Consider the following 22,876-nt stretch of genomic DNA (forward strand, 5'->3'; position numbering starts at 1 on the left):
GCACTAACATGGATTCGGGGCTCGCCCGGCAGCGGCGCCGCTTCATCAGTATCCCGACGCAGGTTTCTGTGACGTGGACGCTCGATCAGGAGCAACTCGCGCTGTTCGAGGCATTCGTGCATTACGACCTAATTGATGGTTGCGCGTGGTATTCGGCGCAGATCATCAACGGGATGGACATGCAGAGCGTCAAAGCGCGGATGATTGGCGGATTCAAGGTTGATAACATCGAACCGGGTGTATGGAAGGTATCGGCGACGCTTGAAACGGTGAACATGCCGGTGGCGACTCCGGACCAGTACATCGCGCTGCGGGACTTCGGCGAAGACGTTATGCACTCGGTATCGGCCGACCTGCATTCACTTATCCACGTTGATCTGCCGGGGCCGCTCGCATGGTGACGCTGTACCAGCAGGCGCTTAAGGAGGCGTACGCGGCCAATCCGACCGATGACGTGGTGCTCGACACGCTTGAGATCCGGCACCCGGCATTTGCCGACGACAACGGCAACGCTACGGCGATTCGCATCGTGCGAGGGTATGACGATATTGTCGCGACGCTTGAGTCCGATGCGCCGCTCAATGCCGGTCAAGCCGTGACATTCATCGGTGCGGCGTTCAATTTCGTGTTGCCGGGTTTTCAGGAAGGCCAGATACCGCAGTTACAGATTACGCTTGACAACGTGAGCCGTGAAATCACGGCTCATCTTGAGCAGGCAATCGGACAACTGGCTCCAATCGAGGTCACATATCGTCCTTATCTGTATTCGGATCTCAGCGGGCCGCAGATGGACCCGCCGATCAACATGCTGCTGACCAGCGTGACTGTCGATGTTTTTCAGGTGACGGGCACGGCGACGCTGAACGACGTGCACAACTGGGGCTTCCCTGCCACTGTCGGCGGCTACTACACAACCTCAAGGTTCCCAGGGCTCTTGCGATGACGCCATCCGACATCAACCGATACATCGGCCTTCAGTGGTTATCGGGCGCACGCGGTCCCGATGCGTTTGATTGTTGGGGTCTACTTCGCCATGTGCAGGCCCAGCACTTCGGCAAGGCAATCCCGGACGTGGCGGAGTTTGGCGCAGTCGTGAGGGGCATGTACGAGGAGCGTATGAACTTGCGCGAATGGGAAATCGTTGGCCAGAGTTTTCATGGCGCAGGTGTGCTGATGCGCGGCGGCGATGACCCGCACGTCGGCGTGTGGCTCGATCTGGAGGGTGGCGGCGTCCTGCACTCCATGGAGCGCGTCGGCGTTATCTGGTCGCCGAAACAGGCGCTTCGCATGCTTGGGTTTTCAAAGCTCAAATTCTATCGATTTCATGTTTAACGCGACCCTCGTATATTGCCGAGACCCCTTCCGGCCGCAGCTTTCGCGCGAGATAGTTCCAATTCGACGCCGCGTTCGTCTTGACACGTTGCTTCGTCGCCAGGGCATTGTATCGGGGCGCGGTCGGTCACTGAAGCGGCTGCACACTTTCATGCCCGCGATCAATGGCAAGCCAGTTCTCGAGCGCGATTGGGGGCGTTCGATCCGTGATGGCGACGTTGTGACGATCGCGAGCCTACCGAAAGGGGGTGGCGGCTCAAACCCGTTGCAAATCCTGCTGATGATCGTGGTGGTGGTTGTCTCGATTGTCGCGCCATACGCGGCGCCAGCAGCCTGGGGAGTCGGCGCAGGAACAGTCGGCGGTGCGATGATCTCAGCGGGCGTCATGATGGCCGGTACGTTCCTCGTGAATGCGCTCGTGCCGCCGTCTCGCGCACCGAGCTCGCTGTCCAGTTCGCAGGCTAGTCCGACCTATACGATTGGCGCACAGGGCAACAATGCGCGGCTTCAAAACCCGATTCCTGTTCTGTACGGCCGCTATCGCGTGTATCCGGACTTCGCGAGCCAGCCATACATCGAGAACCACGGCAACGAGCAGTACCTGTATCAGTTGTTCTGCATCAGCCAGGGTGAAATCGACGTCGAAAAGGTGATGATCGGCGACACTGACATCTCATCTTATGGCGAAGCGCAGTACGAGATTATCCCGCCGGGCGGCGCAATGGCGCTATTTCCCGATAACGTGGTGACGAGCATTGATGTGACAGGGCTTGAGTTGCTCGGCGCGAACGAAAAACCGGCCGATGCTCCAGATACATGGACAACATGGATGGGGCCGTATGTCGCGAACCCGGCGGCGACCGCCGCGAACTACCTCGGGATTGACATCTCTTTGCCCAGCGGCCTGTTCCATGCGGATGACAATGGCAACCCCGCCAGCGCGTCTGTCCAGTATCAGGTGCAAGCCCAACTCATTGATGATGAAGGAACAGCGATTGGCGACTGGTTCGACCTGACGAACACGACGATCGCCATGGCAACAATTCAGCCGCAGTTGATCTCGAATCGTTATCTGGTGCCAGCCGGGCGGTATCAGGTGCGCGCTCAACGTGTAGGCGACAAGAACCTTGATTCGCGCACCGCGAACACGATCCAATGGTCGGGAATGCGAGCCTATCTGCCGAGCCAGCACTATTACGGAAACGTGACGTTGCTTGCGATGATCATCAAGGCAACTAACAACCTGAACAGTTCGACCGCGAAGAAGATAAACGTCATTGCGACGCGTAAGCTGCCGATCTGGAATGGCTCGTCGTGGTCGGCACCGACTGCGACGCGGAATCCAGCATGGGCCTTTGCTGATGTGATCCGCAACACTGACTACGGGCGGGGGCTCGCGGATAGCCGGGTCAACCTCGATTCGCTACTGACACTCGCGAGGACGTGGGACTCGCGAGGTGACACGTTTGACGGTGTATTCGATACCGCAGCGACGCTTTGGGATGCGTTGACGCAAATTGCCAACGTCGGAAACTCGATGCCGGTCTACTACGCTGGCGTCATCGACCTGGTGCGCGATGAAGCGAAAAGCATTCGAACGGCGATGTTCTCGCCGAGCAATATCGCGGAGAACTCGTTGCAGATCCAATACGCGTTTCAGAGTTACGACACGCCTGACTATGTGATCGTCCAGTACACGGATAACGTTACATTCCAGCAGGCGGAGGTTTCGTGCGTGCTGACGGGCAGCACGCAAACGAAGCCATCAACAATTCAATTGTTCGGATGCACGAGTCGAGATCAGGCCTGGCGCTTTGGTATGCGGCTCGCGGCAGCGAATCGTGATCGCCGCCGCAATATCACACTGACGACCGAAATGGAGGGCTACATCCCGCGTTACGGCGATCTGGTGGCTGTCTCCCATGACGTGCCGGCGTGGGGGTTGTCCGGTGCGGTAATGGGCTATGCAGGCGGTCTCGTAACGACATCTGAGCCGCTCGACTGGTCAGCTACCGGGCAAACTTATTACATGGCCTTCCGCAAGCGCGACGGATCTGCCGATGGCCCGTACGTTGTGTCCCAAGGTGACGACGACTTTACGGCCGTCGTCGCGGGTGCGCCCGCGCTCTATATTTCGGACGGAAACAGCGAGGAACCTACGCAATATCAATTCGGACCCGCCGAGCGCCGCGGGCTTGACTGCCAGGTGATCAGCGTCAACCCGAAGGGAGACGGTCAGGTCGAGCTGGTGATGGTGAACTACGCATCGTCGGTGCAGGAGGCCGAAACGACCGGTTCGGCGCCGCCGCCACCGCCGGCCTCGTTGCTTCCCGGCATTAATGATGCGCCAGTTGTAGCGTCGGTTGCGGTGATCGGCGCGCCGACGAATGGTCTATCGGTGGTGTCGTGCACGCCGGCTGTCGGTGCTTCATCGTACGAGTTCCAAGGTTCTCAGGACAGTGGCGCAACGTGGACGCCCCTTGGTGGAAGCTTGTCGCCATCCATTAACGCGAATCTAGGCGCTGGTGCGTGGCAGCTTCGCGCTCGAGGCATCGGCGCTTTGGCTGGATCATGGGCCTATTGGAACGGCACTATCTCCGATGTCACCTATCCACCTGCAGCACCTACGCTGACGCTACAAAATCCGCCATTCACGGGTGGCACGATGCATATCAACATCTCGAACGCGAAGGGCGATTTTCGTCACGTGAAGGTTTTCACTGGCGGCGCCTTGCGCATGGAATACGACACGACGAACTATGTACTTGATTGGGACGCTGCTACCGCGCAAGCCAATAATGCTGTCTCGCCGTCTGTCACATTCAACGTAGTGGAGAACAACGTCGTTGGTGAGTCGACCGTGGCATCGCTTACCGTGACGAAGTCCGCACCGCCGGCGCCAACTGGAACTTACTACTCCGGCGGCGACGGGACCGGTCTGCTCTATATCAATGCTGTTTCAGCTCAAGACATTGCCCAGTATTTCATTCGCCAAGGTTCTTCTGGTGGGGCGGCCGTGTATCAGGGCGCATCCCCCGGATCTGTCACGGTGACCGAGGGTGAAACGTACTACCTAAGCGTCACCGACCTGTGGGGCAACACCTCGGCATCGACCCCAATCACGCCAGCCGCTGCACCGCCCGATCCGGGCGGCAGCCACTAGAAAGCGCCAACGATTCTCGAGCCGCCTCATTGGGCGGCTTTTCAATTTATAGAGGTTCTGAATGGGCACATCCAGTAGCCAGTTGCTGGCAGACGTCGCGCAACTTCATGGCGATGCAGGCACGCTGCATAGTATCGTGCACGGCGGTCCCACCCAAACAGTCGTTACCGCCGGTGGCGTTGTGCCGACGATTGCAAAGGCAGTCGGGGATGCGCAAGCGCTTATGGGTGTGGAAACCGACATTCTGCATGCGGTTGCGCAGGGCGACGCGAATACTGTGGTGGCGACCGCGAACGGCGATGTCGACAGCATGGCTAAGGCGATAAGCTCGCTCAAGGCATTTAATGTGCGCGGTGCGTGGGTCGCCGGCATGGTGCTGGCGATGAAAGATGTCGTCACCTACAACGGCATCGCATATGTTGCGCTCAACGCAGCGGCCTATGTGTCGAATGATGTTCCGACTGATCTGGCGGCAGGGCGGCTGACGGTCCACCAGGGGGCGACGCGCGAGGAGCTGGCTGCGTCTTCCGGGTCCGGGCTGATCGGCTTCCTTCAATCCGGAGCCGGCTCAGTTGCTCGCCCCGTGGAAGATAAGCTGCAGGACTTCTACAACCTTCGGGACGAGGGGGCTGTGGGCGATGGCGTAGCAGACGATACAAACGCAATCATCGGTGCGTGCGCGTCAAATCGCCACGTCTACTGCCGCGTCGGTGCCACGTATCGTTTCAAGCCCAGCAACGTGACCAAGCTGACTAACCTCAAAAACGCAACGATCGATTTTCAGTGGGCGACGCTGCTTATCGACGCGCCAGCTCCCACAGGCGCCAGTCAGGCATACGGCTTCCAGTTGCTGTCGACCGTGTTTGGTGCGTCGGCAAATGTCCGGATCTGCAACGTCAAGATTCAATTCGTGAATGCACCTGGCGCGCGGGTCGATAACAACTTCGCAATTTATTGCGACGGTGTCGATCGACTGGAAATCGACAATGTCGTAATCGAGGGTAGCTGGTCGGCGGGCATCTGGGTGCGTCGTTCGAACCACGTGCATATCCACGACTGCAGTGTGAGCGGCACCCTCGCCGATGGGATCACGATGCAGGGTTGTGGCTATGACATCAAAATCCACGACAACCAGGTGCAGAACGCGGGCGACGACATGATCGCCGTAACATGGTTCACCGCGGATGATCCCTCGTATGTTGGCCTCCTCGACGGCATCAAGCGTTCGCGGGACGTGCATATCTACTACAACCGGCTTATTACCGGCGCGCAGCGCGGCATCTTCTGCGGCGGCATGATGGGCGGCTCGGTGCATCACAACTGGGTGCTGTACACCAACTCCATCGGTATTCAGTTGGCCCGTAACACTGTCGACCCGCTCGGCGCTGACGGCGCAACCGCAAATCCGTTCTACAGCGCGCTCGGCGTGAACAATTCCAACACGTCAGTTGTTATCCACCACAACTGGGTGTGGGACTGCGCTCTGAACTCGAACACCCCGTTTCCGCAGCTTGCGGGCATCTGGGTGTCGGAAGGTAACGATGCGATCAACATCCACGATAACGATATACAGCGTTGCAACAATACGAGCATTTTCTGTGGCGGCAATGCCCGCATTCACCACAACACAAGTCGCGATCCCCAATTGCAGGCTGGGGGTTCCGTCACGCTTGCGCAGATGACGTATAAGGGCTCGCATATCGTCACGGCCAATTTCGTTGCGAATAGCGGATCGTGTTCTGGCTCGATCACCGATAACGAGATGTATGGTGGAGCGGGACGTGCCATCTGGTTGCAAGCAGGCGATAACGTCAGGTCATGGAAAGTCGATGGAAATAAGACGTATGCGGTCGGCAACGTTACGAACGTCTCGGACACGCTGACGATCGCTGCTCCCTATGTTGTGGATGGGATCAACAATACGGAGTGGGGCTTTAACACTGTCACCGACTACCGGTCGACCAGCACTATCCCCGGCACGCTGCAGTTGCTCAATAGTGGCGGCACGCTCGCGCGACGTCCGAAGAAAATCGTTTCGGTCCCGACCTACCCGAGCGACATCATCGTCGGCGCGGGTGCCAGTGTTGATCCCCGCACGCAGCTTACCGCCGCCTCGACACAACTCGCCATGACGGTCCCGGCGAACACGCGGATCTTCTTCGACGTGGCCATTGCAGGCGCCCAGCTCGGCGCGAAGTCCTCTGTTTCCCCGCCGGGAGACGTTGGTGGTGTGTTCATCGACGCCAAGCCGCTCGCGGCGGGCGGATCAGTGCGCAATAACCTTTTCAACTCAACCGCTGCGGCTGTCACGATCGCGGCAGGCAACTGGCTGAACTCATTGGGAGAATGAATATGGCAACCGAAACGAAGCGGGTCTTGCATCAGGTCATGATGACCGGCGATCCGATGACGGGCGAGCTGAAAACTTTGACTGTCTCGTACGCGTCATTTCTCGTCGACGGCGATCAGGTGATTGCCGGCACCGTCTCGCTTGAAGATGCGACGAATATTGATCTGGCATCCCCTGAGGTCGCGACGTGGCTCGGAAATGCTGTGCCTCCGCTGACGGCGCAACTCGCGGCGGCGAACGCAACGATCGCGCAGCTTCAGGCGCAGATCGCAGCGGCCAGTCCGTCGTGATCCGGAACACGTCCATACAGGTGACAAACATGAAATCAATTGAAGCCGCAATCATGAGCGCGATCCCGCAGGACAAGTGCCTGCATGTCATCGCGGGCGTGCTGATCTTCGGCGTAGCACATTTCCTGACGTGGCAGATCGGTATCGCCGCGGTGCTGATCGCGGGCATCGCCAAGGAAACGGTAGATCACTTCACCGGCGGTGATGTGTCGGTGTGGGACGTAGTCGCGACTGCCACAGGCGGACTGCTCGGGCTCGCTTGTTTCGCGCAATAGCACGCCGACAACGTAATTTTTTCAGGCCGCCCTCGGGCGGCTTTTTTATTGGGCTTTTGCCCGTGACCGGGGACTCGCGATGCCAGTAGAAGGCCTGACGCAAGACGAAGTAAAGAACGCACTCAAGGAGGGCTTGACTGAGTGGCTCGACAAGCAGTTCGCAACACTTGGTAAATGGACGCTCGGCGGTGTCGCTTCGCTGGGGCTCGCCGCGCTGGCGTACGCATTTCTCCAAACAAGGGGGTTCAGCAAATGACCAGCTTCGATGACGCCTTCGATGTGCTGATCGGCAACGAGGGCGGGTATTCGAATAACGCTGCCGATCCCGGCGGCGAAACGATGTGGGGCGTGACAGCGCGCGTCGCACGGGCGAGCGGCTACGCCGGCGCGATGCGCGATCTGCCGCGCGACACCGCGAAGGCGATCGCAAAGAAGCTCTATTGGGACCCGCTTCGGCTTGACGAACTCGACCCGCGCGTCGCGTTTCAGATCTTTGACGCGAATTACAACGGCGGCCACCCCGTGATCTGGATGCAGGGCGCCGCTGGCGCGAAGGTCGACGGACTGCTGGGTCCGGCCACGATCGCCGCAGTGCAGGCGGTCGACCCGCTTCGGTTCATGCTTCGCTGGAACGCCCTGCGCCTGACCTATTTCACATCGCTCAAGACCTGGCCGACCTTCGGTAAGGGTTGGTCCAACCGCATTGCCTCAAACCTTATGAAAGGAGCCGCATAATGCCGCTTATTCCTATCGCAATGGCGCTCGCGCAATTCGCGCCGATGATCGCTGGCTGGCTTGGCGGCTCAAAAGCCGAAGACGTCGCCGGCAAACTGGTCGGGATCGCGCAGGCCGTCACGGGGCAGTCGGCGCCCGACGCCGCGCTCGCGGCGATCCAGTCCGATCCGAATCTCTCGCTGCAGTTCCAGAAGGCCGTGCTTGACCAGCAGGCGCAGCTTGCGCAGATCGCCGCCGACATCGAGAAAGCTCAACTGGCCGCCGACCAGGCCAACACCGCGGTCGTCAACCAGACAATGCAGGTCGAGGCGAAGGCAGACCACTGGCCGACCTACGCGTGGCGGCCGTTCGTCGGGTTCTGTTTCGGGTTCGCATGGATCGGCGCGTATTTCATCATCCCGGTGCTGCGCGGATGGTGGCCGAACATCGCTCAGCCGAGCATCCCGCCCGAGGCATGGGTCGCGATTGGCGGAGTGCTCGGGGTGGCGAGTTTCTTCCGCGGGAAGATGCAAAGCGACCCGCGCGTGCTGAGCGACAACCGCGGGTAACAACTGGCCGGAAAGCTGTATATCCATACAGATTTCCGTTCTGGCTGAGCCCTCCAAATTTCGGAACGGCTGCCCGGAGAACCGCATAAAACGGTGGGGTGCAGATGCAATTTTATTCCGAACTCGGTTAGCAACTTCCTTGCCCACAGGTGGCTAGGCGGGTTTTGACGGCTGGATTGTGATTCCTGTTGTCGTGGGTTCGAGCCCCATCAGCCACCCCAAAGAATTCAAGCAGTAAAAGTTTTGCGAACGGCGTTGTGAGAAATCACAACGCCGTTTTTGTTTTGGGTTCGCGGTTTCAATGTCCGTGTCCTCCGTGGCCGCCACCGCCGCTGCTCCACGAACTGCCCCCGCCGCTAGCGCCGCTTCCGCCGTGAGAGCCGCCATATCCACCGCCATGCCAGCCACCGCCGCCGCCGTGCCATCCATTTCCGCCATGCCACCCATGGCCGCCATGCCAGTACCCGCCGTGGTAACAGCAGGACCCACCCCAGCCGCCATAGATGCCGACGCTGCCATAAACCGGCGCATACGGCGGCCCGTACGCATAGCCGTAGTCAGGGTAATAAGGTTGCGCGTAGCCATAGTCGTATCCCGGTGCGACCGCGCATCCGGTCAGACTGGCCGTCACCGCCAACAGCGCCATTGATGCAATGAGCCTGCTCACGATTTTCTCCTTCGTATGTGATTGAGAAAAAACGTACGCCCAGGAGTTCAGCAGCATTTGTGTCCGCAAATTACGGTTTGCGCATGACATGGCCCGGCAATTAGACATGCATGGCGATCGAAAGCCATGGCGATAAGGCGTGGCGACAACTTTCTAGACCTTACTCATGGGTCGTGCTGTAACAGTTAGTTAAATATTCGAAACGAAACTGTAGGGCGCGCCTGTTAAGTTGCCTTCAGACAATTACCTTCGACTCCCGACCGTGCCGCTTGCCGGGCTGGATGAAAAGATCGCACTCGCTCACTGTCGGGACCGCTCGATGCGAAGCCTGCAAAAATCCAGCCGTCAATGAAGCAAGCTCCACAGCCGGCTAACGCATCGGAATGGCGCGCCGAAGGCGACGCCTGCGCCGCGCGCGGCGAACTCGACGCCGCACTCCAACGTTACGAAACCGCCCGCACGCTCGATCCTTCGGACGCACTCGTTCAGCAGCGCCTCGCGGCCACGCTCGCCGCGCTGAATCGCTTTCCCGAAGCCGTCGTCCGCTATCACGAAGCGATCGCGCTCGATCCACGCGACACGGATTCGCATCACGGCCTCGGCTGGACGCTCGAGCAGATGCATCGGCTCGAACAGGCGGTGGACGCCTATCGCGAGGCGACGCGCGTGAATCCGCAAGCCGACGGCTCGCACAACAACATGGGCAACTGCCTGCAGGCGCTCGGCCGTTTCGACGAAGCGCACGAAGCGTATCGCCGCGCGATCGAAGCCGCGCCACAAGTGCCGCTGTACTACCGCAACTTCGTGCAGTCCAAGCGCCTCGCCGCCGACGATCCGGTGTTCCTCGCGATGGAGCGTCTCATTGACGACGCCGCTTCGCTCACGCCGGCCAATCAGGCGGAGCTGCACTTCGCGTATGGGCAAGCGCTGTCCGACGTGGGCCGCAACGACGCGTCGTTCGATCACTTCCTGAAGGGTAACGCGCTGCACCGCGCCGGCGTGCGTTACAACGAAGCGGAAACGCTCGGCCTGTTCGCGCATTTGCCTGAACTGATGACGTCCGATGTTCTGGCGGCAAAGCGCGGTCTCGGCGACTCCTCGCAGGCGCCGATCTTTATCGTCGGCATGCCGCGCTCGGGTTCGACCTTGATCGAGCAGATTCTCGCGAGCCATCCTCAAGTGTTCGGTGCGGGTGAGCGCACGGAATTCGGCGAGGCGCTGGTGAACTGCATCCGCCGAGATCCCGGCGATCCGTTGCGAATCGATATCGAAGCTTTGCAGGACGTCGGCGCCGCGCCGTTGCGCACGCTCGGCGCGGACTATCTGCGTCGCATGCGCAATGCGTTGCCGGAACTCCAAAGTTTCGCGCAAAACGACGAACGCAATCCGGCTGCGAACTACACGCACTTCACCGACAAATATCCGTTCAACTTCATCAACCTCGGCCTGATCCATCTGGCGTTGCCGAACGCCCGCTTCATTCACAGCAGCCGCGCGCCGTTGCCAACCTGCCTGTCGATTTTTTCGCGGATCTTTCACGACGTGCCGTTCAGCTATGATCTCGGCGAACTGGGCCGTTACTACCGCGCGTACCACGCCTTGATGGCTCATTGGCAACAAGTGCTCCCCGAAGGTGTGATGATCGAGGTCAAGTATGAAGAACTGGTCGGCGATTTCGAAGGCAATGTGCGTCGCGTGCTCGCGCATTGCGGGCTCGACTGGGACGAACGCTGTCTGTCGTTTTATCAGACCACTCGCCAGGTGAATACGGCCAGTTCCGCGCAGGTGCGCCGTCCGCTGTACAAGACGTCGCTGCAACGCTGGCAGCCTCGGCAAGCGTTGCTGCAACCGCTGCTCGACGGCTTGGGCCCGGAGCTGGCTCCGGCGCGTCGCCACGAGGCTGGCGAGGTTGAGGCAAGCGGCACGGAGCATCGCTCGTGAGCGCATCGCGCGGCGCCGTGATCTGGATGACGGGGCTTTCCGGCGCCGGCAAATCGACGCTCGCCAACGCCTTGCATCAGCGGCTGGACGAAGCGGGGCATGCCGCGATCGTGCTCGATGGCGACGTGCTGCGGCGCGGACTGAACGCCGACCTCGGCTTCACGCCCGAGGACCGCACCGAAAACCTGCGGCGGGTCGCGCACGTCGCGGCGCTCTTCATGCAGCAGGGCTTCGTTGTGATTGCCGCGGTGATTTCGCCGGAGCATCGGCATCGGCGCTCGGCGCGTGAAATTATCGGCGACGGTTTCGTCGAAGTGTTCGTGAATGCTCCACTGAAGGTCTGCGAAGCCCGCGATGCCAAAGGGCTTTACGCTCGCGCGCGGCGCGGCGAGATTCCGCATTTCACCGGCATTTCCGGGCCTTTCGAAGCGCCGCTTGCGTCCGATGTGGTGATCGAGAGCGACCGGATGCCGGTCGACGCGTCAGTGGATCGCCTGCTCGCGCATCTGGTCGCGACCGGGCGTCTGAGCGGTTAGCAGGCTGCCATACGCGCAGTTTTTTCACCCGGCCCACGACGTTTCGCTATACCGTTTCGATTTCTTGGGGACAGAAGGGGCGAAACGTCGATGCCGACATTGTCGATACGAAAAATCAGGCTGAACGTCGAAACGCTGGTGCTGGCGGCCGACCTGGCGGGCACGGTGGTCTTTGCGCTCGAGGGTGCGCTCAGTGCGATACGCGGCGGTCTCGACCTGTTGGGCGTGATGGTGATTTCATTTGTCGCGGCGCTCGGCGGCGGCGTGATTCGCGATCTGCTGATCGGCGATTCGCCGCCGAACGCGATCCGCGACTGGCGCTATCCGGCGCTGACCTTCGTCACCGGTTTGCTCACTTTCATTTTCCATTCGACGGCGCAGCAGTTTCCCGTCGCGCTCGTCACCGTGCTCGATGCGGCGGGCCTCGCGCTCTTTGCCGTAGCGGGCGTGGAAAAAGCGCTGCTGTTCGGCATTCGTCCGTTTATCGCGATGTTGATGGGCACGGTCACGGGTGTGGGCGGCGGCGTGATCCGCGACGTGCTGCTGGCGCGCGTGCCGCTCGTCCTGCATGCCGACATCTATGCGACGGCTGCGTTCGCGGGGGCGTTCGTCGTGGTGGTGGCGCGTCGCGCCGGTTTGCCGCCGGGTGCGGCGGCGCTGGTAGGCGGCTCGGCGTGCTTCATCTTGCGCGTGCTCGCCGTGACTTACGGCTGGCATCTGCCAAAGGTGTCGCCCGTTTGAACGATGCGCGTCAGCGTAGGCACACGCACGTGCACGGCGCGCTTCAAATTCCCTCGCGTTACCGCAACAACCCAGCCGAATGATGCAAAGCCGGGTACACGCCGATGATGAACGCCGCATAGATCGCGGCCATCGTCACGCCGGCGGCGGTGCCCCAGATGTCGCGCGATGCGGCACCCTGGCGGAAATGCACAGGCAGTCCGACGACGAGGTAGCCGATCACGAAGAACGCGATGACCGCCCGCACGGGCGAGAGGTCGTGGCCGATAAATTCGAGCAGCGCGGACAAGCTGAATTCAGACATGGACAGACAGGCAAGATGACAGGCGGACGATGGCGCGAACCATGGGAGTTCGCGCGAACACCTACGTGGATTAAAGTCCATTCAGCGGGCAAGGTACAAGCAAAAGACTGTATAAATTTGTACAGACCTACATTGCTTGCACGATGCCTGCAGGGCAACTTTCAACCGTGCTTCACGGCGCTTCACGCGGCTTTCACCGCGAGGCGATCAGCGCTTGCGCAAAGGCTCGAGCAGCGACTTCAAACCGTTGTGATCGATCTCGTGCATCAAGGCCAACAGCCGGCCGATTTCGCCCGGCGGAAAGCCTTGGCTAGCAAACCAGTTTAGATAATGACCGGGCAGGTCGGCAATCACGCGGCCTTTATATTTCCCGTAAGGCATCACGCGCGTGACCAGCAGTTCGAGGTGTTCGGGATTCATTGCAGAGGGGTCGACGCAGGGAAATCGCAGAGAGGCCGCGGCGAAACCTTTCGCGCGGGGCAAACGGGCGGCGCCCGCTGGAACCGCATTTTAGCCTGCCCTGCAGGTATCGCGCGGGCATGGTAACGTCAGCGCTTTTCGTTCAACCAATCAACAGGACAAGTTCAATGGAATACCGCAGACTCGGCGACTCCGACGTGCAGGTTAGCCTGATCGGTCTCGGCACCATGACGTGGGGCGAGCAGAACACGGAGCAGGAAGCGCACGCGCAGATCGATTACGCACTGGATCAAGGCGTCAATCTGATCGACACCGCTGAAATGTATCCGGTGCCGCCGCGTGCCGAGACGCAGGGTTCGACGGAGCGCTTCATCGGCACATGGCTCGCGCAGCATCGCAGCGCGCGCGAGAAAATCGTGCTTGCCACCAAGATCGCCGGCCCGGCGCGTCAACCGCATAACCCGACCCATATTCGTGGCAAAGGCAATCAGTTCGACCGCAAGAATCTGACCGAAGCGCTCGACGACAGCCTGAAGCGCCTGCAAACGGACTACGTCGATCTGTATCAGCTGCACTGGCCGGATCGCAGCACGATGACGTTCGGCCGTCCGGCGTATCCGTGGGTGGACGACGCCTACACGGTACCGATCGAAGAAACGCTGTCGGTGCTCGCTGAATTCGTCAAGGCGGGGAAAGTGCGCCACGTTGGCGTGTCGAATGAAACGCCGTGGGGCGTCGCGCAATTTGTGCGCGCGGCCGAAAAGCTCGGCTTGCCGCGCATCGTCAGCATTCAAAATCCGTACAGCCTCGTCAATCGCACGTATGAAGTGGGTTTGTCCGAGTATGCACATCGCGACAACATCGGCTTGCTGGCTTATTCGCCGCTGGCCTTCGGCTGGCTGACGGGCAAGTATGAAGGCGGCGCGCGTCCGGCCGGCGCCCGCATCTCGCTGTTCGAGCGCTTCAAGCGCTACAGCAAGCCGCAAGCGGAGCAGGCGATTTCGCGCTACGTCGAGCTGGCGAAGCGTCACGGTTTGTCGCCCGCGCAATTCGCGCTCGCGTTCGTCAATAGCCGGCCATTCGTGACCAGCAATCTGATCGGCGCGACGTCGCTCGATCAGTTGAAGGAAAACATCGCCAGCGTCGAGGTGAAACTCTCGCCGGAAGTGCTGGCGGAAATCGATGAACTGCACGAGTTGCAGCCGAACCCTGCGCCTTGATGCGTGAGCTTTGAGCGCATGGTTCGAGTGCGGCTCGAATCATGCGTTAGAAGCTTGCCCCGGCTTCGCGGCCGGGGCGCTTGCAGGGTGGTGTGCTTTGCTTCGTCAACGATGCCACGTTCACACACCGCCTCAGCGGATTTTCAACTTCCCACGCACAGCATAAAGCGCGAGCAAACTCGCCACCGCGCAGAACATCAGATAGAAACCAGGCGCGAGCTTATTGCCGCTTGCATCGATCAACCACGTGATCACGAACGGCGCAAAGCCGCCGAACACGGTCACGCCAATGTTGTAGCTCACCGCTAATCCAGTCGCACGCGTCTGCGTCGGGAAAATCTCCGACATCAACGCGGGCAGCGCGCCGAAATACGTCGCCTTCAATACGCCGATCCAGATCAGCGCGAGCAGCATCGTCGCGAACGACGGATGCGCGTTCATATACATAAAGGCCGGATAGACCGTCACCAGCATCAGCACGGCGGCCGTCGCCATGATACGGATGCGTCCGAGGCTGTCGGACAGATGCCCCGCGAACGGCGTCAGCACCGTGAGCACCACGCCGGTGGCGAGCGTCGCCGCGAAGCCGGTCGAAGCGGGCAGGTGCAGTTGCTTGATTGCGTAGGTCGGCATGTACAGGATCATGTAATTGGCCGCCGTCGAAATGATCAGCGAGCCGACCGCCAGCAGCATGCGGACCTTTTGCGTGCCGAACAGGTCGCGCAGCGGTGTGTGGGCTTTGGGTTCGGCATGGAATTCGGCGCCTTCATCCACGTAACGGCGGATATAGAAACCGACCGGACCGATCGCGAGGCCGAACAGAAACGGCACGCGCCATCCCCATGATTCAAGTTGCGCGCTCGTGAGCTGGCTCGTCAGCAGCGCGCCGAAACCGGACGCGAGCAGCGTCGCGAGCCCCTGGCTCGCGAACTGCCAGCTACCCATGAAGCCGCGGCGCTCGGGCGCATGTTCGACCAGGAACGCGGTGGACGCACCGAACTCTCCACCCGCCGAAAAACCTTGTACAAGGCGCGAGAGCATGATGCCCGCCGGCGCCCACAGGCCGATCGCCGCATACGGCGGCATCACGGCGATCGTCAGGGTGCCGATCATCATCAGCGCGATCGACAGCAAAAGCGACGCCTTGCGTCCGGCGCGATCCGCGAGCGAACCGAGCACGAGTCCGCCGAGCGGCCGGATCATGTACGAGATGCCGAAGGTGCCGAGCGTGAGCATCAGCGAAATCGCTTCGGTGCGCGCCGGAAAGAACAGCTTCGCGATGGTGACCGCGAAGAATCCGTAGACGACGAGGTCGAACCATTCGAGCGCGTTGCCGATCGACGCCGCGAGAATGATGCGATGGACCTTCGCGGCGGACGGCCGCGCGGCGCTGGCTTGCAGAGTGGACGTGCTCATCGTGGACGTGCCTCGTGACGGATGCGGATAACGGCGTGTTGCGCCCGGTTCGTCCGGGCGTCGCTCAGGTTGCGGCGTGGGCTGTGCTGCGGGTTACGGCGCGCGGCGAGTTCTCGCCGAGATCCCAGAAAAGGCCCGCCATGATCTGCAGGCCTTCGCGCACCACCGGTCCGAGCAAATGCTCGTTCGGCGCGTGCTGCGAACAGGCCGGGTAGGAGTGCGGCACCCAGATGGTCGGCAGGCCGAGCGTGTCGGCGAACACTTCGTTGGGCAGCGTACCGCCCAGATTCGGCAGCACGGCGGTCTTCTTGCCGGTGGTCTGTTCGAGCGAAGCAATCGCCCACGTGACCCACGGATCGTCCGGGTTCAGACGCGTGGCGGGCGCGCCGCGCTCGACGTCGATTTGCACCTGCGAGAAGCCGTGCGCATCCAGATGCGTGCGCAGATGCCGTTCGAGGTTGTCCCAATCGGTGCCGACCACGAAGCGCAACTGGCAATGCGCGAACGCCGACGACGGAATCGCATTCACCGGGTTCTCCGGATTGCCGGCCTTGAACGCGAGTATTTCAAAGCTGTTCCAGCCGAACACGCGCTCGGGCGCGGTGAGGCCAGGCTCGCCCCAGTTTTCGTCGACGGCCGGATCGCCCGGGCCGCCGCCTACCGTGATATCGGCGAGCGCACGGCGCACCGCCTCGGGAATCGGCGGCGGGCGCAAACCGTCGACGGCGATCACACCGCGCGCGTCGACGAGGCTCGACAACGCGTTCGCCAGCACTGTTGCCGGGTTGCGCAGCAGACCGCCCCAGTTGCCCGAATGATGCGCGCCGTCGCGCAGATTCAACGACAGCTTGAAGTTCACCGAGCCGCGCGAGCCGAGGAACACAGTGGGACGGCGCGCGGCGAGGCGCGGACCGTCGGAGGCGATCAGCACGTCGGCGGCCAGTTCTTCACGGTGCGCGTGGCAGATTGCGTCGAGTCCGGGCGAGCCGGTTTCCTCGCCCATCTCGATCAGCAGCTTCGCGTTGAAACCGAGCTTGCCGTCGCGCGCGGCCAGCACGCTCGCCAGCGCGGCGAGGTTGATGCTGTGCTGGCCTTTGTTATCGGCGGTGCCGCGGCCGAACCAGCGCTCGCCTTCGATGGTCACGGCCCACGGCGTCAGCGGCGCGCGCCACTGGCTGTCGTAGCCGCGCACCACGTCGCCGTGGCCGTAGATCAGCACGGTCGGCAGATGGTCGCCCTCGTGGCGGCTCGCGATCAGGAAGGGCCCGAAGCCATCCACCGGATTCGCTACGATGCGCGTGCTGAAACCGAGGCTCGCCGCTTCCGGCGTGATCTCGTCGGTCAGATACGACAGCAGCGTGGCGGCGCGATCGTCCTCCTGACTTTCGGTGCGAAAACCGACGCGTCGGTTGAGGGTCTCGAGAAAGGCGCCCGATTCGAAATGATGGGTGGCGTGATCGATGGCCTGGGTGCGGCTCATGCGTGTCTCCAATGCGGGCGGAATGTGGGGGCGGGCGGCGCGTGGTCTTCTGTCTGATGACGATCGGACGCGGCTTGCAGCTTCGAACCGATTCTAGGAGGCCGTTTTTTTTGTCACAATGATCGTCTTTCGAAGCTTGCGTTGCCGAAAAGGCAAAGCTCGCCGTATTGAGTCACGGCGCTCGTGAGCATTGCGCAGGCGGCGCATACCGTTGAATGAGGCACAGGACATGGCACTTTCGCTGCATGGCATCGCGCTGCGCTATTTCGTCGAAGTCGCTCGCACCGGCTCGCTCAGCGACGCGTCCGCGCGGCTGCATGTCGCCGTGTCGGCGATCAGCCGGCAGGTGGCGCGGCTCGAAAGCGACCTCGGTGTGGCGCTATTCGAGCGGCGGCCGCGCGGCATGGCGCTCTCCGAGGCCGGCGAGCGCCTGCTCGCCTATGCGCAACGCAGCCTGCTCGAGGCGGAGCATGTGATGAAGGAGATCGGCGGCCTCGAGACCTTGCACGGCAGCATGATCAAGGTCGCGAGTTCCGAAGGCTTCGCCGCCGATTTCCTGCCCACCGCGATGGCGAGCTTCAGGGTTCAGTATCCGGGCATCGACTTCACGCTCTCGGTCATGTCGCCGGGCGAGGCGACCCGTCAGGTGCGCGACGGCGACGCCGACCTCGCGTTGACCTTCAGCCTCGCGCCGGAGAAGGGCGTCAAGGTCGAGCACACGGAACGCGCGCCGGTGCTGGCGCTGCTGCGCGCCGATCATCCGTTGGCCGCGCGCGCGAAGGTGTCGCTCGCCGACCTGCGGCGCTATCCGCTCGTGCTGCCCGAGCCCGGCACGACGATTCGTCAGTTGATCGACATTACCTGCGCGCTCGAAGGCGTCCTGCTCGAGCCCGAGTTGACCTGCAACAACAGCGGCGCCATGTACCGCTATGCGCAGAAGTCCGGCGCGATCATGTTCACCGGCCTGCTGTCCGTGCGCGACCGTTACGCCGGCGATGGCTTCGTCGTGATGCCGATGACGCATCCGCAGATGCGCCAGCGCAGCATCCAGGTGCAGACCATGGCGGGGCGTGAACTGCCGCAGTCGGTGAGGGCGTTTCGCGATCATCTGATCGCGGAAATCGCGGGCTCGAAGCCCGCAGATGCGGCTGCCTCGAAAGGCGCTCGAAAGCGCGGCAGGCGCACGCGCTGACGGTCCCGGGACATGGAAAATCCACACGGCATCAACGCGGCAAGACAACGTTTGCGATCGCCGGCGCACCACTAGCCAGGCGGGCAGCGTGCGTGCGATAGCGATCCATGCACAGCCAAATGAAAGGCAAATGTCCCAGCCGGATCGCGAATCACGACCTAAACTGTGGTGGACGGGGCGGGCTGAAAGCGCTGGAATGCATGGCTGGCAATGCTGCAGTGCACGGCAGTGGTAGGATTCAGCCCGAAAAATGGAGAGCGGCGCGCGCTCGTATCCGCGTGCCATCCACAACGAGCGATAGGACTCAGGACATCGAATGGCGCAACAAAAAACAAACCCAAAACTTGAGCAGGCGCTGACGCGCGGGGATCTCGCAATCCGTCAGGCGAATTCGGCGCGGGCCACGGCATTGCTGCGCGCGTTGGGCAAGATGATCGTGGACGCGTCGGCGACGATCGGCGTGGAAGCCTTCACGCTGATTCCCGACGGCGACAAGATCTACGATCCAGCCGATGGGCTGTGGCCGCAGGAACTGCAGATCTCGCTCGACGGTCCCGTCGAAGAAGCCGATCCGGACGAAGTGCGTACGGTCCGCCTGATCGCCGACGATCCGGGCACGGTGTTCCGCGTCGAGTGGCAGCGTGCCGACGGCAAGATCGGGCGTCAGGACGGCGGGCCGTTCGCCACGGTGGCGTTTATCTCCGACGTCGACATTCCGTGGACGGATGACGAGGACTGAACGAGCCGGCTCGCGGCAGGCGCTGATGCCTGGTTGGTTGTGAGTATCAGCGCCCGCGCGGTCCGTTGTTGTTGAAAGCCGGAAAACCTACTTCATCATCCTGCGGCGAAACAGAATCGCCGACACGATAAACCCGCCGACCGCATACGCCGCCAGCACGGCTACATGCCACAGCGCATTATCGACAGGCCGACCCAGCATGGCCGGTCGCATCAAGTCGACGGCATGCGCCAACGGCAGCAACTGCGTGGCGCCCCGCGCCACGGCAGGCAGTTGCGACACCGGAAAGAACACGCCCGACAGCAACAGCATCGGTGTCAAGACCAGTGTCTGATAGAACATGAAGAAGTCATACGAAGGCGCGAGCGCCGTCACGACCATCGCGATGCTCGCAAACGCGAGCCCGGTCAGCACGATGACCGGCAACGCCAGCAGCATCGACGGAAAATTCGCATAGCCCAGTGCGCCGGCCACCAGCATGATCGCCGCGCCCGAGAGCACCGATTTGCTGGCTGCCCAGATCACCTCACCGAGCACGATGTCGCCGAGCGTTAGCGGCGTATGCATGATCGCCTCCCAGGTGCGCTGCACGTGCATGCGCGAGAAGCCCGAATACATCGACTCGAAACTCGCCGACATCATCACGCTAGAGGCCACCGTGCCCGCCGCGAGAAACGCGATATACGACACGCCGTCGACATGCCCGACCATCAGCCCCAGCCCGAAGCCGAGGCCGAAAAGGTAGATCATCGGATCGGCCAGGTTGCCGAACATCGAGGCGATCGCGAGTTTCTTCCACACCAGATAGTTGCGGCGCCACACTGCTATCCAGTTGCTGGCGTTCGCGGGAAAGGCGGCGAAGGCTTCCTGCTTCGATGGCGTATCGCCTGGTGTTTCGTAAGTGCGTGCGTCCATTGCGTGTCTCGTGCGTGCCCCTGCATGGTTTCTTTCAGGGCGTCGTTATAGCTGTAGCGCGTTGCGTGCGATGCCGCTCTCGACCGACGCGCTTTAATCCTGCATCTCGCGGCCCGTGAGCCGCAGGAACACATCCTCCAGATTCGCCGGTCGATGCAGATAGCGCAGATCCGCGCGTTGCTTGAGCCGCGCATGCACCGGCTGCGCGTCGTTGACGTAGCAGAACAGCGTCTCGCCGCTGATCTCGGTGCGCTCGACGAGCGGCGCCAGTTCATCGCGCAACGCGACCGGGTCCGGTCCGTAGATCTCGATCACATCGCAACCGATCTCGGAAGCGATCAACGCGCTCGGCGCGCCTTCCGCGATCTTGCGCCCTTCCTCGATCACGCACAGCCGGTGGCAGAGCCGTTCGGCTTCTTCCATGAAGTGCGTGGTCAGCAGAATGGTCTTGCCGCGCGCGAGCAATGAACGCAGCCGCTCCCAGATCAGATGCCGCGCCTGAGGATCGAGGCCGGTGGTCGGCTCGTCCATGATCAGTACATCGGGATCGTTGACGAGCGCGCGCGCCAATGTGAGGCGCCGCTTCATGCCGCCGGACAACTCGCTCACGCGCGCGTCCGCCTTGCTCTCCAGTCGCGCGAATTCGAGCAGCGACGGCACCATCGCACGGCATTGCGCGGCGCTCAGACCGAAGTAGCGGCCGAACACCAGCAGGTTCTCACGCACCGTGAAGTCGGGATCGAGATTGTCGAACTGCGGCACCACGCCGACGCGCGCCCGCGCCACGCGCGCGCGGCCGGGGATCGGCTCGCCGCACAGACGGATCGTGCCCGCATCCGGCGCCGCGATGCCGAGCAGCATGCGCAACGTGGTCGTCTTGCCCGCGCCGTTCGGGCCGAGCAGGCCGAAGCATTCGCCGGCGTTGACATGAAACGACAGTCCATCGACGACCGTCTTTTCGCCGTAGCTTTTTTTGACCTGATGAAATTCGATGGCGGCTTCAGGCATGGATCGAACGAATCTCCGGGAAAAGACGTGAATGACGCGAATGGCTGGGAAGGCCGCCTATTCTAGGGCATCGGCGGGGCGCTGTTGGTTCGCGACCCACAGCCCGAAGCGGGTTTCTTGCACTGCGGCATCGGCGCGCGGAGGACCCTCGGGCGGCTCGCGCACCTGTTTAGGGCGTGGTTAGGGGGCGGTCAGCGCACAGTTAGCGTTTTCCATCCCTTGCAACCTGAATTGCGGCGCACCATGATTAATTCAGATCGCGCGTCCCGCGCGAAGGGAGAAAAATCATGGCGAGCTATCAGAAAATCCTGCTGTGCTACGACGGCTCGCGCGAAGGCCGCAAAGCACTACGTTGCGGCGCCGACCTGGCGTTGGATCTGAAAGCGGAAACGCACTTGCTGTCGGTCGTCGACATGCGTTCGAGTATTGCGCAAAGCGCGGGCCTGCTGACCGACGTGGCCTGTGGCAGTTTCGAAAAGACCGCCCGCGACATCCTGCAGGAAGGCGTGGACTGGCTCACCGAGCGAGGTGTCACCGCACAAGGGCATTTCGCATTCGGCCATCCAATCGACGAGATCGCCAACCTCGCCAATGAATTGCATGTCGACCTGGTCGTGGTCGGCCACCGCTGCCGCACGGGTTTGTCACGATGGTGGATGGGCGCGGGCAATACACCGCTGCTCGACCGTGTCTCGTGCAGCATTCTGGTGGCTTGCTCTTCCGCGCAGGAGCAGCAGCAAGCGGCGGCTTGAGGCGTGTGTTGGTCACTGGGCGAGCGCGGTTGACTGGCCGGTTACTCCGGCCTGCCTACTTCATGGCCTCGACGTCACGGCGAAGTCGTCGCACGACTCGCTGAAAAATTGGCGCGACCACATGACCCGCGCCAAACAAAGCCGACGTGCCGCGATCACTCGTTCAGGTTGACCGCGGCCAGTTTCCAAGTGAATACACCTTCGCGCTGAAAGATCGCGGAGTAACGCGCGTCGCCGGCGCCATGCTCGTATGTGACGACGAACTCGTTGAGACCGCGATAGGCCGCAGTGGTTTGCGGCGGTTGCGGGGGCGTCGCGTTGGCGTTTGCATTGGCGTTGCCATTGGCCGCGTTGCCGGGGGCGGGCGCGGCCGGTGCCGGTGCGGTCGCCGCGGCATCGGGAGGAGTGCTCGCAGCCGGCGGCACGGGCGGCCGCTCACTCGGATCGCCGCGCGGCGGCATGCCGTTCAGTAAGGCCGCCACGCCGTCCGGTGTGGCATAGGCATCCACGAGCGGACCGATCAACGCGACGCCGATCATCGCGCCAATGGCAGCCAATGGATTGCCGTTACTGTGCGCGCCAAGCCGCCGTGTCAGCAAGCCGGCGACTTGCTCCTTCAGGCTCTCACGCAACGCGGGAAAATCGACGTACTGATTGACCGTTTGCGCATCGCGCGCGTCGGCCGCGCGTTTGAGATTGTTCAGCGCGATGTACGGTGACGCGTAAGCAAATCCCAACGCGGCGATCACCACGATCACGATCAGCGTGACGATCAGCGGCCGGGTGGCGCCGCCATGGATGCCGCGCTTGCTGCCGCGTTTGGTACGTTTCGGAACTGCCATCGGGTGGGAC

25 protein-coding genes and 1 tRNA gene are annotated in these 22,876 nt (G+C 61.9%); 18 read left to right on the forward strand and 8 right to left on the reverse strand.

Features of this window, described 5'->3' with window-relative positions; all coding sequences use genetic code 11:
- Positions 1 to 8: 8 nt before the first annotated feature.
- From PQR42_RS22470 to PQR42_RS22520, 11 genes are all read left to right on the forward strand, one after another.
- A complete protein-coding gene (locus PQR42_RS22470) occupies positions 9 to 401 on the forward strand; it encodes a hypothetical protein (protein WP_408493782.1) in 393 nt (130 codons plus the stop codon).
- Complete coding sequence (locus PQR42_RS22475; RefSeq protein WP_408493783.1) at positions 395 to 943, forward strand: DUF1833 family protein; 549 nt, start codon at positions 395 to 397, stop codon at positions 941 to 943. Before PQR42_RS22470 ends, PQR42_RS22475 begins: the two co-directional genes overlap by 7 nt.
- On the forward strand, positions 940 to 1,332 hold the full coding sequence (locus tag PQR42_RS22480) for a peptidoglycan endopeptidase (protein WP_408493784.1): 393 nt from the start codon (positions 940 to 942) through the stop codon (positions 1,330 to 1,332). Before PQR42_RS22475 ends, PQR42_RS22480 begins: the two co-directional genes overlap by 4 nt.
- A 151-nt stretch (positions 1,333 to 1,483) precedes the next feature.
- Positions 1,484 to 4,495, forward strand: coding sequence for a host specificity factor TipJ family phage tail protein (locus PQR42_RS22485; RefSeq protein ID WP_408493785.1), 3,012 nt, complete (start codon positions 1,484 to 1,486; stop codon positions 4,493 to 4,495).
- Between the two features lie 61 nt (positions 4,496 to 4,556).
- Positions 4,557 to 6,845 carry a right-handed parallel beta-helix repeat-containing protein gene (locus PQR42_RS22490; RefSeq protein ID WP_408493786.1) on the forward strand — a complete coding sequence of 763 codons (2,289 nt, stop codon included), beginning with the start codon at positions 4,557 to 4,559 and terminating at the stop codon, positions 6,843 to 6,845.
- 2 nt (positions 6,846 to 6,847) lie between these two features.
- A complete protein-coding gene (locus PQR42_RS22495) occupies positions 6,848 to 7,135 on the forward strand; it encodes a hypothetical protein (RefSeq protein ID WP_408493787.1) in 288 nt (95 codons plus the stop codon).
- Between the two features lie 29 nt (positions 7,136 to 7,164).
- Positions 7,165 to 7,410, forward strand: a complete 246-nt coding sequence (locus tag PQR42_RS22500) for a hypothetical protein (RefSeq protein WP_408493788.1) — start codon at positions 7,165 to 7,167, stop codon at positions 7,408 to 7,410.
- 79 nt (positions 7,411 to 7,489) lie between these two features.
- A complete protein-coding gene (locus tag PQR42_RS22505) occupies positions 7,490 to 7,666 on the forward strand; it encodes a hypothetical protein (RefSeq protein WP_181156895.1) in 177 nt (58 codons plus the stop codon).
- Positions 7,663 to 8,145: a glycoside hydrolase family 108 protein gene (locus PQR42_RS22510; RefSeq protein WP_408493789.1), complete on the forward strand. Its 483-nt coding sequence runs from the start codon at positions 7,663 to 7,665 to the stop codon at positions 8,143 to 8,145. The genes PQR42_RS22505 and PQR42_RS22510 overlap by 4 nt, the downstream gene beginning before the upstream one ends.
- Positions 8,145 to 8,693, forward strand: a complete 549-nt coding sequence (locus PQR42_RS22515; RefSeq protein WP_408493790.1) for a 3TM-type holin — start codon at positions 8,145 to 8,147, stop codon at positions 8,691 to 8,693. The genes PQR42_RS22510 and PQR42_RS22515 overlap by 1 nt, the downstream gene beginning before the upstream one ends.
- A gap of 149 nt (positions 8,694 to 8,842) precedes the next feature.
- Positions 8,843 to 8,914: transfer RNA gene (locus PQR42_RS22520), tRNA-His, on the forward strand.
- 77 nt (positions 8,915 to 8,991) lie between these two features.
- On the opposite strand, the gene PQR42_RS22525 is transcribed toward PQR42_RS22520, so the two are convergent.
- Positions 8,992 to 9,360 carry a hypothetical protein gene (locus PQR42_RS22525; protein WP_408387508.1) on the reverse strand — a complete coding sequence of 123 codons (369 nt, stop codon included), beginning with the start codon at positions 9,358 to 9,360 and terminating at the stop codon, positions 8,992 to 8,994.
- A 348-nt stretch (positions 9,361 to 9,708) separates the two neighbouring features.
- On the opposite strand from PQR42_RS22525, the gene PQR42_RS22530 reads away from it, so the two are divergent.
- The 3 genes from PQR42_RS22530 (at position 9,709) to PQR42_RS22540 (ending at position 12,578) form a co-directional block, all read left to right on the forward strand.
- Positions 9,709 to 11,301 carry a tetratricopeptide repeat-containing sulfotransferase family protein gene (locus PQR42_RS22530; RefSeq protein WP_408387507.1) on the forward strand — a complete coding sequence of 531 codons (1,593 nt, stop codon included), beginning with the start codon at positions 9,709 to 9,711 and terminating at the stop codon, positions 11,299 to 11,301.
- A 26-nt stretch (positions 11,302 to 11,327) separates the two neighbouring features.
- Positions 11,328 to 11,837, forward strand: coding sequence for an adenylyl-sulfate kinase (gene cysC, locus PQR42_RS22535; RefSeq protein ID WP_408387526.1), 510 nt, complete (start codon positions 11,328 to 11,330; stop codon positions 11,835 to 11,837).
- Positions 11,838 to 11,927: 90 nt separating this feature from the next.
- A complete protein-coding gene (locus PQR42_RS22540) occupies positions 11,928 to 12,578 on the forward strand; it encodes a trimeric intracellular cation channel family protein (RefSeq protein WP_408387506.1) in 651 nt (216 codons plus the stop codon).
- 58 nt (positions 12,579 to 12,636) lie between these two features.
- Here the strand turns inward: PQR42_RS22540 and PQR42_RS22545 are convergent, their stop codons facing one another.
- Positions 12,637 to 12,882 (reverse strand): hypothetical protein, encoded by a 246-nt coding sequence (locus tag PQR42_RS22545; protein WP_408215177.1) that lies wholly within the window; start codon positions 12,880 to 12,882, stop codon positions 12,637 to 12,639.
- A 207-nt stretch (positions 12,883 to 13,089) separates the two neighbouring features.
- Positions 13,090 to 13,302 carry a DUF3820 family protein gene (locus PQR42_RS22550; RefSeq protein WP_106283596.1) on the reverse strand — a complete coding sequence of 71 codons (213 nt, stop codon included), beginning with the start codon at positions 13,300 to 13,302 and terminating at the stop codon, positions 13,090 to 13,092.
- A 167-nt stretch (positions 13,303 to 13,469) separates the two neighbouring features.
- Between PQR42_RS22550 and PQR42_RS22555 the strand changes: the two genes are divergently transcribed.
- Entirely contained in the window at positions 13,470 to 14,522 is a 1,053-nt protein-coding gene (locus tag PQR42_RS22555; protein WP_408215181.1) for an NADP(H)-dependent aldo-keto reductase, read from the forward strand.
- Positions 14,523 to 14,654: 132 nt separating this feature from the next.
- Here PQR42_RS22555 and PQR42_RS22560 read toward each other — a convergent pair whose 3' ends face one another.
- Positions 14,655 to 15,938, reverse strand: a complete 1,284-nt coding sequence (locus PQR42_RS22560; protein ID WP_408215184.1) for an MFS transporter — start codon at positions 15,936 to 15,938, stop codon at positions 14,655 to 14,657.
- A 64-nt stretch (positions 15,939 to 16,002) separates the two neighbouring features.
- Positions 16,003 to 17,418, reverse strand: a complete 1,416-nt coding sequence (locus tag PQR42_RS22565; RefSeq protein ID WP_408215186.1) for a M20 family metallopeptidase — start codon at positions 17,416 to 17,418, stop codon at positions 16,003 to 16,005.
- Positions 17,419 to 17,647: 229 nt separating this feature from the next.
- Between PQR42_RS22565 and PQR42_RS22570 the strand changes: the two genes are divergently transcribed.
- Together PQR42_RS22570 and PQR42_RS22575 are read left to right on the forward strand one after the other, a co-directional pair.
- Entirely contained in the window at positions 17,648 to 18,610 is a 963-nt protein-coding gene (locus PQR42_RS22570; RefSeq protein ID WP_408387505.1) for a LysR family transcriptional regulator, read from the forward strand.
- 316 nt (positions 18,611 to 18,926) lie between these two features.
- The gene (locus tag PQR42_RS22575) at positions 18,927 to 19,349 is read left to right on the forward strand and encodes a hypothetical protein (RefSeq protein WP_106283591.1); all 423 of its coding nucleotides are present in this window, start codon (positions 18,927 to 18,929) and stop codon (positions 19,347 to 19,349) included.
- 87 nt (positions 19,350 to 19,436) lie between these two features.
- Here PQR42_RS22575 and PQR42_RS22580 read toward each other — a convergent pair whose 3' ends face one another.
- Complete coding sequence (locus tag PQR42_RS22580; protein ID WP_408387504.1) at positions 19,437 to 20,264, reverse strand: ABC transporter permease; 828 nt, start codon at positions 20,262 to 20,264, stop codon at positions 19,437 to 19,439.
- 93 nt (positions 20,265 to 20,357) lie between these two features.
- Positions 20,358 to 21,272 carry a nodulation factor ABC transporter ATP-binding protein NodI gene (gene nodI / locus PQR42_RS22585; RefSeq protein WP_408215195.1) on the reverse strand — a complete coding sequence of 305 codons (915 nt, stop codon included), beginning with the start codon at positions 21,270 to 21,272 and terminating at the stop codon, positions 20,358 to 20,360.
- A gap of 287 nt (positions 21,273 to 21,559) precedes the next feature.
- Here nodI and PQR42_RS22590 point away from each other — a divergent pair, with 287 nt between their 5' ends.
- Positions 21,560 to 22,024, forward strand: a complete 465-nt coding sequence (locus PQR42_RS22590; RefSeq protein ID WP_012432786.1) for a universal stress protein — start codon at positions 21,560 to 21,562, stop codon at positions 22,022 to 22,024.
- A gap of 155 nt (positions 22,025 to 22,179) precedes the next feature.
- Here the strand turns inward: PQR42_RS22590 and PQR42_RS22595 are convergent, their stop codons facing one another.
- A complete protein-coding gene (locus tag PQR42_RS22595; RefSeq protein WP_408387503.1) occupies positions 22,180 to 22,866 on the reverse strand; it encodes a DUF2939 domain-containing protein in 687 nt (228 codons plus the stop codon).
- Between the last annotated feature and the right edge of the window lie 10 nt (positions 22,867 to 22,876).

The organism is Paraburkholderia sediminicola (genome assembly GCF_046027355.1).
In the GTDB taxonomy this organism is placed as follows: Bacteria; Pseudomonadota; Gammaproteobacteria; order Burkholderiales; family Burkholderiaceae; genus Paraburkholderia; species Paraburkholderia sediminicola_B.

What these genes read in the sequence shown, in the direction of transcription:
- PQR42_RS22470 (WP_408493782.1), top strand. Translation starts at nt 9, where the DNA reads ATGGATTCGGGGCTCGCCCGGCAGCGGCGCCGCTTCATCAGTATCCCG.
- PQR42_RS22475 (WP_408493783.1), top strand. Translation starts at nt 395, where the DNA reads ATGGTGACGCTGTACCAGCAGGCGCTTAAGGAGGCGTACGCGGCCAAT.
- PQR42_RS22480 (WP_408493784.1), top strand. Translation starts at nt 940, where the DNA reads ATGACGCCATCCGACATCAACCGATACATCGGCCTTCAGTGGTTATCG.
- PQR42_RS22485 (WP_408493785.1), top strand. Translation starts at nt 1,484, where the DNA reads ATGCCCGCGATCAATGGCAAGCCAGTTCTCGAGCGCGATTGGGGGCGT.
- PQR42_RS22490 (WP_408493786.1), top strand. Translation starts at nt 4,557, where the DNA reads ATGGGCACATCCAGTAGCCAGTTGCTGGCAGACGTCGCGCAACTTCAT.
- PQR42_RS22495 (WP_408493787.1), top strand. Translation starts at nt 6,848, where the DNA reads ATGGCAACCGAAACGAAGCGGGTCTTGCATCAGGTCATGATGACCGGC.
- PQR42_RS22500 (WP_408493788.1), top strand. Translation starts at nt 7,165, where the DNA reads ATGAAATCAATTGAAGCCGCAATCATGAGCGCGATCCCGCAGGACAAG.
- PQR42_RS22505 (WP_181156895.1), top strand. Translation starts at nt 7,490, where the DNA reads ATGCCAGTAGAAGGCCTGACGCAAGACGAAGTAAAGAACGCACTCAAG.
- PQR42_RS22510 (WP_408493789.1), top strand. Translation starts at nt 7,663, where the DNA reads ATGACCAGCTTCGATGACGCCTTCGATGTGCTGATCGGCAACGAGGGC.
- PQR42_RS22515 (WP_408493790.1), top strand. Translation starts at nt 8,145, where the DNA reads ATGCCGCTTATTCCTATCGCAATGGCGCTCGCGCAATTCGCGCCGATG.
- PQR42_RS22530 (WP_408387507.1), top strand. Translation starts at nt 9,709, where the DNA reads ATGAAGCAAGCTCCACAGCCGGCTAACGCATCGGAATGGCGCGCCGAA.
- cysC (WP_408387526.1), top strand. Translation starts at nt 11,328, where the DNA reads ATGACGGGGCTTTCCGGCGCCGGCAAATCGACGCTCGCCAACGCCTTG.
- PQR42_RS22540 (WP_408387506.1), top strand. Translation starts at nt 11,928, where the DNA reads ATGCCGACATTGTCGATACGAAAAATCAGGCTGAACGTCGAAACGCTG.
- PQR42_RS22545 (WP_408215177.1), bottom strand. Translation starts at nt 12,882, where the DNA reads ATGTCTGAATTCAGCTTGTCCGCGCTGCTCGAATTTATCGGCCACGAC.
- PQR42_RS22550 (WP_106283596.1), bottom strand. Translation starts at nt 13,302, where the DNA reads ATGAATCCCGAACACCTCGAACTGCTGGTCACGCGCGTGATGCCTTAC.
- PQR42_RS22555 (WP_408215181.1), top strand. Translation starts at nt 13,470, where the DNA reads ATGGAATACCGCAGACTCGGCGACTCCGACGTGCAGGTTAGCCTGATC.
- PQR42_RS22560 (WP_408215184.1), bottom strand. Translation starts at nt 15,938, where the DNA reads ATGAGCACGTCCACTCTGCAAGCCAGCGCCGCGCGGCCGTCCGCCGCG.
- PQR42_RS22565 (WP_408215186.1), bottom strand. Translation starts at nt 17,418, where the DNA reads ATGAGCCGCACCCAGGCCATCGATCACGCCACCCATCATTTCGAATCG.
- PQR42_RS22570 (WP_408387505.1), top strand. Translation starts at nt 17,648, where the DNA reads ATGGCACTTTCGCTGCATGGCATCGCGCTGCGCTATTTCGTCGAAGTC.
- PQR42_RS22575 (WP_106283591.1), top strand. Translation starts at nt 18,927, where the DNA reads ATGGCGCAACAAAAAACAAACCCAAAACTTGAGCAGGCGCTGACGCGC.
- PQR42_RS22580 (WP_408387504.1), bottom strand. Translation starts at nt 20,264, where the DNA reads ATGGACGCACGCACTTACGAAACACCAGGCGATACGCCATCGAAGCAG.
- nodI (WP_408215195.1), bottom strand. Translation starts at nt 21,272, where the DNA reads ATGCCTGAAGCCGCCATCGAATTTCATCAGGTCAAAAAAAGCTACGGC.
- PQR42_RS22590 (WP_012432786.1), top strand. Translation starts at nt 21,560, where the DNA reads ATGGCGAGCTATCAGAAAATCCTGCTGTGCTACGACGGCTCGCGCGAA.
- PQR42_RS22595 (WP_408387503.1), bottom strand. Translation starts at nt 22,866, where the DNA reads ATGGCAGTTCCGAAACGTACCAAACGCGGCAGCAAGCGCGGCATCCAT.